This window comes from Microbacterium sp. AK009 (assembly GCF_013410955.1).
Taxonomy (GTDB): domain Bacteria; phylum Actinomycetota; class Actinomycetes; order Actinomycetales; family Microbacteriaceae; genus Microbacterium.
In genome coordinates this window covers 75,151-87,353 of the sequence record NZ_JACCCG010000004.1, presented here as the reverse complement: position 1 = coordinate 87,353, position 12,203 = coordinate 75,151, and the positions used below count along the sequence as shown (strand labels likewise).

At 68.7% G+C, this 12,203-nt stretch carries 15 protein-coding genes and 1 tRNA gene; 13 read left to right on the top strand and 3 right to left on the bottom strand.

The window, feature by feature from the left end:
- On the top strand, nt 1-414 hold the full coding sequence (gene ndk / locus HDC37_RS09485) for a nucleoside-diphosphate kinase (RefSeq protein WP_179560174.1): 414 nt from the start codon (nt 1-3) through the stop codon (nt 412-414).
- Here ndk and HDC37_RS09480 read toward each other — a convergent pair whose 3' ends face one another.
- Complete coding sequence (locus HDC37_RS09480; RefSeq protein ID WP_179560173.1) at nt 415-1,017, bottom strand: vitamin K epoxide reductase family protein; 603 nt, start codon at nt 1,015-1,017, stop codon at nt 415-417.
- 293 nt (nt 1,018-1,310) lie between these two features.
- Between HDC37_RS09480 and HDC37_RS09475 the strand changes: the two genes are divergently transcribed.
- Nucleotides 1,311-3,719, top strand: a complete 2,409-nt coding sequence (locus HDC37_RS09475) for an Rne/Rng family ribonuclease (RefSeq protein WP_179560172.1) — start codon at nt 1,311-1,313, stop codon at nt 3,717-3,719.
- On the opposite strand, the gene HDC37_RS09470 is transcribed toward HDC37_RS09475, so the two are convergent.
- A complete protein-coding gene (locus HDC37_RS09470; RefSeq protein WP_179560171.1) occupies nt 3,713-3,994 on the bottom strand; it encodes a DUF4031 domain-containing protein in 282 nt (93 codons plus the stop codon). The two genes, HDC37_RS09475 and HDC37_RS09470, sit on opposite strands and share 7 nt — an antisense overlap.
- 157 nt (nt 3,995-4,151) lie before the next feature.
- Between HDC37_RS09470 and rplU the strand changes: the two genes are divergently transcribed.
- The 11 genes from rplU (at nt 4,152) to HDC37_RS09415 (ending at nt 11,929) form a co-directional block, all read left to right on the top strand.
- Nucleotides 4,152-4,460: a 50S ribosomal protein L21 gene (rplU, locus tag HDC37_RS09465; protein WP_164478179.1), complete on the top strand. Its 309-nt coding sequence runs from the start codon at nt 4,152-4,154 to the stop codon at nt 4,458-4,460.
- Nucleotides 4,461-4,478: 18 nt separating this feature from the next.
- Nucleotides 4,479-4,733: a 50S ribosomal protein L27 gene (rpmA, locus tag HDC37_RS09460; protein ID WP_179560170.1), complete on the top strand. Its 255-nt coding sequence runs from the start codon at nt 4,479-4,481 to the stop codon at nt 4,731-4,733.
- 95 nt (nt 4,734-4,828) lie between these two features.
- On the top strand, nt 4,829-6,334 hold the full coding sequence (gene obgE, locus HDC37_RS09455) for a GTPase ObgE (RefSeq protein ID WP_179560169.1): 1,506 nt from the start codon (nt 4,829-4,831) through the stop codon (nt 6,332-6,334).
- Entirely contained in the window at nt 6,331-7,155 is an 825-nt protein-coding gene (gene proB, locus HDC37_RS09450; protein ID WP_179560168.1) for a glutamate 5-kinase, read from the top strand. The genes obgE and proB overlap by 4 nt, the downstream gene beginning before the upstream one ends.
- Nucleotides 7,156-7,190: 35 nt before the next feature.
- Complete coding sequence (locus tag HDC37_RS09445; protein WP_179560167.1) at nt 7,191-8,507, top strand: glutamate-5-semialdehyde dehydrogenase; 1,317 nt, start codon at nt 7,191-7,193, stop codon at nt 8,505-8,507.
- A gap of 48 nt (nt 8,508-8,555) precedes the next feature.
- Complete coding sequence (locus tag HDC37_RS09440) at nt 8,556-8,783, top strand: hypothetical protein (RefSeq protein WP_179560166.1); 228 nt, start codon at nt 8,556-8,558, stop codon at nt 8,781-8,783.
- Nucleotides 8,784-8,792: 9 nt separating this feature from the next.
- Nucleotides 8,793-9,389 (top strand): nicotinate-nucleotide adenylyltransferase, encoded by a 597-nt coding sequence (nadD, locus tag HDC37_RS09435; protein WP_179560165.1) that lies wholly within the window; start codon nt 8,793-8,795, stop codon nt 9,387-9,389.
- Nucleotides 9,386-10,336 carry a hypothetical protein gene (locus HDC37_RS09430; RefSeq protein WP_179560164.1) on the top strand — a complete coding sequence of 317 codons (951 nt, stop codon included), beginning with the start codon at nt 9,386-9,388 and terminating at the stop codon, nt 10,334-10,336. The genes nadD and HDC37_RS09430 overlap by 4 nt, the downstream gene beginning before the upstream one ends.
- Entirely contained in the window at nt 10,333-10,737 is a 405-nt protein-coding gene (gene rsfS / locus HDC37_RS09425) for a ribosome silencing factor (protein ID WP_179560163.1), read from the top strand. Before HDC37_RS09430 ends, rsfS begins: the two co-directional genes overlap by 4 nt.
- Nucleotides 10,738-10,779: 42 nt before the next feature.
- A tRNA-Ala gene (locus tag HDC37_RS09420) sits at nt 10,780-10,852 on the top strand.
- Nucleotides 10,853-10,924: 72 nt separating this feature from the next.
- Nucleotides 10,925-11,929: an epimerase gene (locus HDC37_RS09415; protein ID WP_179560162.1), complete on the top strand. Its 1,005-nt coding sequence runs from the start codon at nt 10,925-10,927 to the stop codon at nt 11,927-11,929.
- On the opposite strand, the gene HDC37_RS09410 is transcribed toward HDC37_RS09415, so the two are convergent.
- Complete coding sequence (locus HDC37_RS09410; protein ID WP_179560161.1) at nt 11,905-12,117, bottom strand: hypothetical protein; 213 nt, start codon at nt 12,115-12,117, stop codon at nt 11,905-11,907. The two genes, HDC37_RS09415 and HDC37_RS09410, sit on opposite strands and share 25 nt — an antisense overlap.
- Between the last annotated feature and the right edge of the window lie 86 nt (nt 12,118-12,203).

Here is a 12,203-nt window from a genome sequence, read left to right as displayed (position 1 = left end):
ATGGCCACGCAAGAGACCCTCGTCCTGGTGAAACCCGATGGCGTCGCCCGCGGGCTGACAGGGGCGATCCTCGCCCGCATCGAGGCGAAGGGCTATGCCCTGGTCGACATCCGCCTGGTCGAACCGGACCGCGAGCGCCTCGAGGCGCACTACGCCGAGCACGAGGGCAAGCCGTTCTACGAACCGCTCCTGGAGTTCATGATGTCGGGGCCGTCGGTGGCGATCCGCGTCGCCGGCAACCGCGTCATCGAGGGTTTCCGCTCCCTGGCCGGGGCAACGGATCCGACCACTGCCGCACCGGGAACCATCCGAGGCGATCTCGGACGCGACTGGGGACTGAAGGTGCAGCAGAACCTCGTCCACGGCTCCGACAGCCCCGAGTCCGCCGCGCGCGAACTGTCGATCTGGTTCTGATCAGAACAGCGACCCGAGCACGTCCAGTCGCACCTGGGCGAGGATCGCCACGACCGCGTAGCTGAGGACGGCCAACACCGGAAGCCAGCCCATGAGGCGGTCGGCCGCACGACGCAGCGGCTTCGGAGCGGGAAGGATCCCCGTTCGCATCACGTGAAGGGTGACGGCGTAGAACGACGGGATCGCCACGACCCACGTCACCATGCACCAGGGGCACAGCGTGCCGAGCACGAAGATGCTCTGTGCGATCAGCCAGACGACGAAGACGAACGCCAGGGTCATTCCTAGCTCGAAGACGAGCCAGAACCAGCGCGCGAAGCGGGCTCCGGAGAGGATCGCCGCCCCCACCACGATCGGCGCGATCCACCCCGCGAGACCCAGGATGGGGTTCGGGAATCCGAACACCGCGCCCTGAGCGGACTCGAGGTTCTTGCCGCACTGCACGAGGGGACTGAAATCGCACGAAGCGCTCGATCCCGGGTTCTCGAGCAGATGGAACCGCTCCATCGTCAGGGAGAAGGCGGCCCACCACCCGACGGCGCCGGCGATGATGAGCCAGATCGCCAGGGCGCGGGGCTGGGAACGCGAAGACGCAGCGGGCATTGCTCGATTCTGACACCGGCGTCCTGAGCGCACGCCGTAGACACGACCAGCGGCTCGGCTCACCCGAAGGCGGATCTCCCGTGCCCGATGGATGCCGTGTGCGATAATGAACGTCGATGCGTGGCGGCCGCGCCGCCACACCGCATCACGAAGACTTCGGGCGATGACCGCCCTCGCAGCCCGAGCCGCGGGCCGGCTGCAGACCGTAGTGAGTTCGCGGCACCGCAGGTGCGGCGCCGCCAGAGATTTCGCCGGACGACGCGCGGTGTCGCCCCGCAAGGAGAAAGCCAGTGATGGCCGATGAGAACGAACAGCACGTCGAACCTTCCGCAGAGGGCTCAGCGGCCCCGACGCCGGATGCGGCCGAAGGCGAGACCGCGGCTCTGATCGAGTCGATCGCGGTCTACGAGGACGGCGCACCGGCTCCCGAGACCGATCCCACCGAGACGGTGCACGACGGCGATGCACCCGTCGAGTCCCCGCCGGCGGAGCCCGTGCAGTCGGAGCCCGACGAGTCGGACTCCACCGAATCGGAGTCGGCAGAGTCGGATGACACCGGGGACGTGCCGTCTGCTGACGAGACCGTCGAGTCGTCCGCCGGCCCTGATGCCGGGCAGACGCCGGAGGGTCCCCCCACCGCGGTGAGCCTGGGTCTGCTGCCGGAGGTGTTCGTGTCGTCCGTCTCGACGACGCTGCACTTCTACGCCCCCGATCTTCCGCCCCTGCCCGCACTTCCCTCCCGCCCTTCCCGCTCCGAGCCGAGCGCCCCCGCGGCGACATCCTCCAAGCGCCGCCGGCGCCGCGGCGGATCCGACGGCCGCGACGACGAGGGCGACCAGGGTCGAGACCGCGACGAGCACCCGCGTCAGCGTGCCGTCGAGCTCGTCACCGAGCCCCAGCGCATCAAGGGATCGACCCGCCTGGAGGCGAAGAAGCAGCGTCGCCGTGACGGCCGCGAAGCCGGGCGGCGCCGTGCCGTCGTGACCGAGGCCGAGTTCCTCGCACGGCGCGAAGCCGTCGATCGCGTCATGATCGTCCGGTCCAAGGCCGGACGCATACAGATCGCCGTCCTGGAGGACAACGTCCTCGTCGAGCACTACGTGGCCCGTCACCAGGACGCTTCGCTCATCGGCAACGTCTACCTCGGTCGTGTGCAGAACGTCCTCCCCAGCATGGAGGCGGCCTTCGTCGACATCGGACGCGGCCGCAACGCCGTGCTCTACTCCGGCGAGGTCGACTGGGATGCCGTCGAGACAGGCAACCAGCCGCGCCGGATCGAACTGGCACTGAAGTCCGGTGACAAGGTGCTCGTCCAGGTCACGAAGGATCCGGTCGGGCACAAGGGCGCCCGTCTCACCAGCCAGATCTCCCTTCCCGGGCGTTACCTGGTGTACGTCCCCGGTGGCGCGATGAACGGGATCTCGCGCAAGCTCCCCGACACCGAGCGCGCGCGGCTCAAGCGCATCCTCAAGGAGGTGCTTCCCGAGTCGTCGGGGGTGATCGTGCGGACGGCCGCGGAGGGCGCCACCGAGGACCAGCTGACCCACGACGTCCAGCGTCTCACCACGCAGTGGGAGCACATCAGCCGGCAGGTGGAATCGATGCCGGCTCCCGCGTTGCTGCACGCAGAGCCCGACCTGCTCGTGAAGATCGTCCGCGACGTCTTCAACGAGGACTTCTCGAAGATGCTGATCCAGGGTGACGACGCGTTCCAGACGATCACGTCGTACCTGCAGAGCGTCGCGCCCGACCTGCTCGAGCGGGTCACCCGTTACGAGGGTGACGCCGATCCGTTCGACGAATTCCGCATCACCGAGCAGATCGAGAAGGCCCTCGACCGGAAGGTGTGGCTGCCCTCCGGCGGATCGCTGGTGATCGACCGCACCGAGGCGATGACCGTCATCGACGTCAACACCGGCAAGTTCGTCGGCTCGGGGGGCAACCTCGAGGAGACCGTGACGAAGAACAACCTCGAGGCCGCCGAGGAGATCGTGCGTCAGCTCCGGCTGCGCGATATCGGCGGCATCATCGTGGTCGACTTCATCGACATGGTCCTGGAATCCAATCGCGACCTCGTGCTGCGACGCATGGTCGAGTGCCTCAGCCGCGACCGCACGAAGCATCAGGTTGCGGAGGTGACCTCGCTCGGGCTCGTCCAGATGACGCGGAAGAAGCTCGGACTGGGCCTCTTGGAGACGTTCAGCGAGGCGTGCGACGTGTGTGCGGGTCGCGGAATCATCGTCCACCACGATCCGGTCTCGAAGCATCGAGCGGCGGGCAGCGGCTCGAGCGGTCGTCGGCCGCGCAACGGATCGTCGTCCAACGGCGGTTCGCAGGGCACGCACGTCATCACCGAGGGGGTCAAGTCGGCGCTGGCGCAGATCGCCGCGTCGACGATCCAGCCGCACGCGGAGGACGAGCGTCCGGAGATCCCCCCGGCGGTGGTTGAGGCGGTCGCCGAGGCCATCGTCGAGGACGGTGTCGAACGCGCGGCAGATCGGGATCGTCCCAAGAAGCCCCGCAAGAAGCGTCCGGACGCAGCCAAGGGACCGAAGTCCGAGGCGGAACTGCTGCTGGACTCGGTTCTCGATGCGCTCCCGGAGCCGAAGGCACCCGGTCAGGGCCGCGCGCGCCGGCGTGTCACGACCGCTGCGCTGACGGGGACGCCGGTCAGCCACGCGCCGGTCGAACCGCCTCAGTGAGAGGAGCGGTTCCGACGCTCGCGCGCGGTGACGCGCAGGCCCGAGGCCAGCAGGGCTCGGACGAGCTCGTGGCCGTCGACAGCCCGTGCCCCGGCATCCACCAACCGGTCGTAGGCGTCCTCCGGAACGTCGTAGTGATCCAGGTCGAATCCCCGCCGGGGGATGCCGGCTGCTGCGGCGAAGGCGTGGAGCTCGTCCAGGTCGCTGTCGCTGATCAGGTGCGACCACAGCCGTCCGTGCGCAGGCCAGCGGGGATGATCGATCAGGATCGCCATCCGCCGATCCTAGGGCCCGCTCCGGACTCGCGGGCATGAGCTTTTGCCTGAGGTCCAGGCATCCGGTAAAGTGTTCCTTTGGTGCGTCGAGAAATCCGCACCACGTCTTGTGTGACATCCCGAGCGCGTGCGCTCCCAGAAGAAAAACAGGTGTGAAGTGGTTTACGCAGTTGTGCGCGCCGGCGGCCGGCAGGAGAAGGTGGAGGTCGGCACCATCGTCGTCCTCGACCGCCAGCAGGCGAAGGTGGGCGACAAGCTCGAGCTCCCCGCGGTTCTGCTCGTCGACGGCGACGCCGTGACGACCGATGCCGACAAGCTCGCGAAGGTCACCGTGACCGCCGAGGTGCTCGGCGAGGAGCGCGGCCCCAAGATCGTGATCCAGAAGTTCAAGAACAAGACCGGTTACAAGAAGCGCCAGGGGCACCGTCAGGACCTCACGCGCGTCAAGATCACCGGCATCAAGTAAGCCCAGGGAGACGTAGAGATGGCACACAAAAAGGGCGCAAGCTCCACCCGCAACGGTCGTGACTCCAACGCACAGCGCCTGGGCGTGAAGCGCTTCGGCGGCCAGCAGGTCCTGGCCGGCGAGATCATCGTTCGCCAGCGCGGCACCCACTTCCACCCCGGCGCCAACGTCGGCCGCGGTGGCGACGACACGCTCTTCGCGCTGTCGGCAGGTGCTGTCGAGTTCGGCACCAAGGGCGGCCGCAAGGTCGTCAACATCGTCGCGGCCCAGTAACGGCCGCCGAGAACAGTTCTCCGGGAGGGGGCGGGCGGATGCTCGCCCCCTTTCCCACTCCAACGGCGATTCGTCGCCCGACTGCAGGGAGCAAGATGGTCACCTTCGTCGACCAGGTGACGCTGCACCTGCGGGCCGGGAAGGGCGGCAACGGCTGCGTCTCCGTCCGGCGTGAGAAATTCAAACCGCTCGCCGGTCCGGATGGCGGCAACGGCGGTCACGGCGGTGACATCGTCCTGGTGGCGGACCCCCAGGTCACGACCCTGCTGTCCTACCACCACTCTCCCCACCGCAACGCCGGCAACGGCGGGTTCGGGATGGGCGATCACCGCTCCGGAGCCGCCGGCGAATCGCTCGAGCTCGCCGTCCCCGTCGGCACGGTGGTGAAGGAGCCCTCAGGGGAAACCCTGGTCGACATGATCGAGCCGGGCATGCGATTCGTCGTCGCTCCCGGCGGCCGTGGCGGACTCGGCAACGCCGCCCTCGCCTCGCCCAAGCGCAAAGCACCGGGGTTCGCGCTGCTCGGCACACCCGGGTGGGAGGGCGATGTCGTCCTCGAGCTGAAGACCGTCGCCGACGTCGCGCTCGTCGGCTTCCCCTCCGCCGGCAAGTCCAGCCTCATCGCAGCGATCTCGGCCGCCCGGCCGAAGATCGCCGACTACCCGTTCACCACGTTGCATCCGAACCTGGGCGTGGTCCAGGCCGGTGACGTCCGCTACACCGTCGCCGACGTCCCCGGCCTCATCGAAGGTGCCAGCGAGGGTCGCGGACTGGGGCTGGAGTTCCTCCGCCACGTCGAGCGGTGCACGGCGCTGGTGCACGTCCTGGACTGCGCCACCCTCGATCCGGGGCGCGACCCGCTCACCGACCTCGACGTCATCCTCGCCGAACTGGCGGCCTACCCCGTGCCCGACGACCAGGTTCCGCTCCTGGACCGACCGCAGCTCGTCGCCTTGAACAAGGTCGATGTGCCGGAGGCGAAGGACCTCGCCGACCTCGTACGTCCCGAGCTCGAAGCACGTGGCTTCCGGGTGTTCGAGATCTCCACGGTCTCCCGTGAGGGGCTGCGCCCCCTGACTTTCGCCCTGGGCGACCTGATCTCCGCACATCGCGTGGCGCAGGCGTCACAGCCCCCGGTCGAACGCATCGTCATCCGCCCCAAGGGCGCGGACGCCGACTTCACGGTGCGGGTGGAGGGCGGATCCTACGGACCGGTCTACCGCATCCTCGGCGAGAAGCCGGTGCGGTGGGTGCAGCAGACGGACTTTCAGAATGAGGAGGCCGTCGGCTTCCTCGCGGATCGTCTGGATCGGCTCGGGGTCGAGGATGAGCTGTACCGCGTCGGCGCGACCGCCGGCGCAACGGTCGTCATCGGTGAGGGCGAGAGTGTGGTGTTCGATTGGCAGCCGTCGCTCAGCTCCGCAGCGGAGCTGATCGCGGCACCCCGCGGCACCGATCCCCGATTCGATCAGAGCACGCGTCGCACCACATCCCAGCGTCGCGACCGATATCACGAGCGGATGGACGCCAAGGCGCAGGCCCGTGCCGACCTCGAGAACGAACGCCGGGCAGAACGGCAGGCTCCCGAGGAGTCGGAGTGACGCTGACGGACCGCGCCGGCATTCCGGGTGCACGCCGTGTCGTGGTGAAGGTCGGTTCGTCCTCCATCAGCGGGGACAACGCAGCGAAGATCCAGCCCCTGGTGGAGGCCCTCGCGCGTGCGCACGGCACCGGCACCGAGGTGGTGCTGGTGTCCTCCGGAGCGATCGCCACCGGCATGCCGTTCCTCGCTCTCGACGAGCGGCCGAGCGATCTCGCGACCCAGCAGGCTGCTGCCGCCGTCGGGCAGAACGTCCTCATCTACCGCTATCAGGAGGCGCTGCGTCCCTTCCGGATCGTGGCCGGCCAGGTGCTCCTGACGGCCGGCGACCTCGAGAACGCCACCCACCGCTCCAATGCCCGACGCGCCATGGAACGTCTGCTCGGGCTCCGGATCCTGCCGATCGTGAACGAGAACGACACCGTCGCCACCCACGAGATCCGCTTCGGCGACAACGACCGGCTGGCGGCGATGGTCGCGCAGCTGGTGGGCGCGGATGCGCTGATCCTGCTCAGCGACATCGCCTGCCTCTACACCCGGCCGCCCGACCAGCCGGGAGCTCGACCCATCGTCGACGTCGCGCCGGGCGATGATCTGTCCGGGTACGAGTTCGGCTCGGTCGTGGTGAACAGCGTCGGAACCGGGGGAGCAGCGACCAAGGCATCCGCGGCCAGGCTCGCCGCCGCATCGGGGATCGCCACGCTCGTCACCAGCGCCGATCTCGTGGAGTCCGCCCTCGCGGGCGGCCAGGTCGGCACGTTCTTCGTTCCCCGCCCCGTCCAGACCCCCCTGCCGACGGGCGCCATCCGCACGACGGCCTGAGCGACGCGCACAGGCCGGCTCGATACCCTGGGAAGATGTCGACGCTTCCCGCCGCACAGGCCTCCGACGCCGTGGCCTCCGACACTCCCGTCCCCGCCGTCTCCGATGACGGCGCCGTTTCCCGCATGGAGAAGGCCAAGGATGCCGCGCGCTCGATCGGTCTTCTCACCGACGCGCAGAAGCGGGACGCACTTCTGGCGATGGCGGATGCGATCGACCTCGCCACCGCTGAGATCATCGCCGCGAACGCGGAGGATCTCCGGCGCGGACGCGAGACCGGTCTGTCGGAAGCGCTCCAGGACCGTCTGTCGCTGGACCGGTCGCGAGTGGCGGCCCTCGCAGACGCGGTGCGTGAGGTCAGCGCCCTTCCCGACCCGGTCGGGCGTGTTCTGGATCGACGGACGCTGCCCAATGGCGTGGAACTGACCAAGGTGTCGGTGCCTTTCGGTGTCGTGGGGGCCATCTACGAGGCCCGGCCGAACGTCACCGTCGACATCACCGCGCTGGCCCTGCGTTCGGGTAACGCTGTGGTCCTCCGCGGAGGGAGTGCGGCGCTGGCGAGCAACGCCGCCATCGTCTCGGTGATGCGCCGGGCTCTCGCATCCGTCGGGATCGATCCCGAGGCGATCCAGACGGTCGATCCGTTCGGACGCGACGGCGCTCGCGCGCTCATGACGGCGCGAGGTCTCATCGACGTGCTCGTTCCACGGGGGAGTGCGGATCTCATACACACCGTCGTGACGCAGTCCACCGTCCCGGTGATCGAGACCGGTGCCGGGGTCGTTCACATCGTTCTGGATGAGACGGCCCCGCTCGACTGGGCGCGCGACATCGTCGTCAACGCCAAAGTACAGCGGCCGAGTGTCTGCAACGCCGTCGAAACGGTGCTGGTGCATCGCGCGGCCGCGGAACGGCTCGTCCCGGCGGTGGTCGATGCCCTCGTCTCCCGGGGGGTCACCGTCCACGGGGATGAAGACGTGCTGGCGTTGGCGGGCCAGGGCATGCCGGCAACCGAGGAGGACTGGGCCGCGGAGTACCTCAGCCTCGATGTCGCGATGCGCGTCGTCGATGATCTGGACCAGGCGCTGGATCACATCCGCCGCTACTCCACGCAGCACACGGAGTCGATCATCACGATGGACGACGGCAGCGCCCAGCGGTTCATCGCGGAAGTCGATTCGGCCGTGGTGATGGTCAACGCCTCGACGCGGTTCACCGACGGCGGCGAGTTCGGCTTCGGGGCCGAAGTCGGCATCTCCACCCAGAAGCTTCACGCCCGCGGTCCGATGGGTCTGGCCGAGCTCACCAGCGCGAAGTGGATCGCGCGGGGTGCCGGGCAGGTGCGCGGCTGACCGCCTAGACTGGAACCGCCTGCACCCGGGAAAACGAACGGAGCCCGAATGACGACCTTCGCGACGCTGATCAGCCTCGCCGCCGAAGAGGCCGAGTCCCACGGGAACGTGGCGCTGGAGACGGTGTGGTACGGCATCGTCGCCATCGTCGTCTTCGCGGCTCTCGCCCTGGTCACCGCCTCGTATCGCAACGTGGCCAACCGCCACGCCCACAAGGCCGAGGCCTACTCCCAGGCTCACGCCAACGACATCGTGAAGGCGGGGCACGGCCACTAGGCCGAGGGCATGAGCTCGACGCGTCCCCCGAGGATCGGGGTGATGGGTGGGACATTCGATCCCATCCACCACGGCCACCTCGTCGCGGCCAGCGAAGTGGCGCAGTCGTTCGATCTCGATGAGGTCGTCTTCGTTCCGACCGGGAACCCGTGGCAGAAGGCTCGCGTCAGCGACAGCGAGCACCGCTACCTGATGACGGTGATCGCCACCGCATCCAATCCTCAGTTCACCGTGAGCCGAGTGGACATCAACCGCTCCGGTCCGACCTACACGATCGACACTCTCCGCGATCTGAAGCATCAGCGTCCCGACGCCGAGCTGTTCTTCATCACCGGGGCGGATGCCATAGCGCAGATTCTCAGTTGGAGGGACCATGATGAACTGTGGGATCTCGCCCACTTCGTCGCCGTCTCTCGTCCTGGTCACGTCCTGGACACCGAGGGGCTGCCGACCGAGGACGTGAGTCAGCTGCAGATCCCTGCGCTCGCCATCTCGTCGACCGATTGCCGAGAACGCGTTCGCCGAGGCCACCCGGTGTGGTACCTCGTGCCGGACGGCGTCGTGCAATACATTGCCAAGCATCACCTCTACCGGAGCAAGGAATGACGGAGAATCCAGCGAACCCCCCGCTGACCCGCAAGCAACTGCGTGAGATCCGCAACACCGGTGCGACTCCGGTCGTCAGCCAGGAAGCGATCGAGTCTGCACGTCAGGACGCTGCAGACGCCGCGGCGTCGACGGAGACAGCGCACGAGAAGGTCGAGGTCGCCGCCGCACCCCTGGCGCGGGCCGCCGAACCCGCCGTGATCGGCGCCCGGCCCGTCGCCGACTCCGCCGTCGATCTGGGCGTCTCACCCCTCACGCGTCGACAGGCGCGGCAGCAGGAACGGATCCGGACCGCGTCGGTCCCCGTGATCACGCCCGACCTCCTCGAGGCGACCCCGCGCCCGGCGACGACATCCGAGGCAGAGCGCGGTGAGCAGGCGGCATCCGAGCCGGCCTCGCACGACGACGGCTCCGCACCCACCCCAGACGCCGACACAGCCGCCGCCGAGCGCGCCACGGTCAGCCCGAAGCTGGGTGCCGAGCTCCTTGAAGCCGAGGCGGTCCAGGTCGATCTCCCGCCCTCTTTCGACCAACTCCTCACGCGGGCACCGGCGTCGACATCGAGCACGCCGCACGCTCTGATCGTCTCCCAGACGCCCTCGCCGCAGATCATGGCACCGGTGAATGCGACCGGTGAGGTCATCATCACCGGGATGCTGAACCTGCCTGACGGGCTCGGCTCCACCGGTCACGCGCCGGGAACCGCCGACGGCAAGGACGTCGACGCCGTGCTCGTCGACGGCGAGCTGCCCGCGCATTCGTCCCCCACGCCGATCGCCGCCAGCGCGGCGATCAGCACGGTGAAGCTGCCCGGCGAGATCATCCAGCCCCCTGCCCCCGAGAAGGGCAGTCGCCTCATGATCGCCCTCGCCATCACCGCGGGTGCCCTCGCCCTCGCGCTGGCCGCGGTCCTCATCCTCGCCTTCGTGAGCGGGGTGTTCGCATGACGGCCACGGAGAACTCCCGAGAGATGCTCCAGATCGCCGCCGCTGCGGCGGACGCGAAGGGAGCCGAAGACCTCGTCGCCCTCGACGTCTCGGATCCCCTCCCTCTCGTCGACATCTTCCTTCTCGCGACGGGACGCAGCGAGCGCAACGTCGCCGCCATCGCCGATGAGGTCGAGCAGAAACTCCTGGAGGCGGGGCACAAGCGGCTTCGCCGCGAGGGCCGCCAGGAGGCACGCTGGGTGCTGCTGGACTTCGGCGACCTGGTGGTGCACGTCTTCCACGAGGAGGAGCGGATCTTCTACGGCCTCGAGCGGCTGTGGAAGGACTGCCCGATCGTCCCGATCGAGCTGCCCGCCCATGCCGGTGAGTCGGACGCCGGCAGTGGTTCGAGGCACGCGTGACGATGTAGTAATCTTGTGGGGTTGCCTCGTGAGGCGACATCCGGGCCTGTGGCGCAGCTGGTAGCGCACCTGCATGGCATGCAGGGGGTCAGGGGTTCGAGTCCCCTCAGGTCCACCGAACAAGCCCCCGAGTGATCGGGGGCTTCGTCGTACAACGGTGTCTGCAAGACCGTCGGGGGGAGATCGGATGCGTCGGGCAGTGGTGGCCGGCGCGAGCGGTTTCCTCGGGGCTGCCCTGTGCGAAGCTCTTGAGGCAGACGGCTACGACGTCGTCCGCATCGGCCGGCGCGAAGCGGTCTCCTGGAATGACCCCGCCCGCATCGCCGACGCGGTGGACGGCGCGGACGTCCTCGTGAACTTCGCCGGCAAGAGCGTCAATTGCCGGTACACCGACGCCCATCGCGACGAGATCCTCCGGTCTCGCGTCCAGACGACCGCGGCGCTGCGCCGCGCCATCACCGCCGCGGCGCGCCCGCCCCGCGTGTGGATCAACTCCTCGACCGCGACGATCTACGCCCACGCGATGGATCGGCCCCATACCGAAGAGAGCGGCCGGATCGGCGAGGGCTTCTCCGTCGATGTCGCCCGGAACTGGGAGCGGGAGTTCTTCGTCGGCGAGCTCCCCGGGACTCGCCGTGTAGCCCTGCGAATGGCCATCGTGCTCGGCGATGGGCCGGCGACGAAGCTGCTTCTCACTTTGGCCCGCCTGGGTCTCGGCGGTCCGCAGCACGATGGCCCGTGGTTCCCCCACCGCCGGTATCGCGGGATCGGCAGCGACCCGTCGGGGCCAGACGTCGGCCCGCCCGTCTATCGCACGCGAGGTCGGCAGAAATTCAGCTGGATCCACCTCGACGACGTTATCCGTGCCATCCGGTTCCTCATCGATCGAGACGACCTCGAGGGTCCGGTGAATCTGTCGAGTCCGCACCCGACCGACAATGCCGAACTCATGCGCACCCTCCGCCGCGCTGTCGGCATGCCGGTGGGGCTTGCGTCCTGGCGATGGATGCTGGAACCCGCCATGTGGCTGCTGAGGACCGAGCCCGAGCTCGTCCTGAAGAGCCGCTGGGTGCTACCCGGTGTTCTCACGGGGGCGGGGTTCGAGTTCTCACATCCCGACCTGGGTAACGCCATCGACGCGGTCATCGCCGGGGGAGCGCTGCGTGCTCAGGCGCCCCGCACGGCGTCGTGAGCCGCCTCGGTGGCCGTCGACTGCAGTTGCATGACCGCGACCGCCTCGCGCAGTGAGGCCAAGGGCGTCTCGATCTCGTCGAAGTGGTGGACGAAGCCGTTGGCGTCACGGGCGGTGATCGTCACGAATGCGTACCCATGCCGCGGCACCCGCACCGCCTGCTTCGTCCGCTGTCTCCGCTCGCCCATTCGGCCCCCTCTCGCCCCTTCGACGGTACCGCGCTCCTGTGCTTCCGGCGGGCCACGACGCGCAGGAGCCGCATAGACTCCGAAGC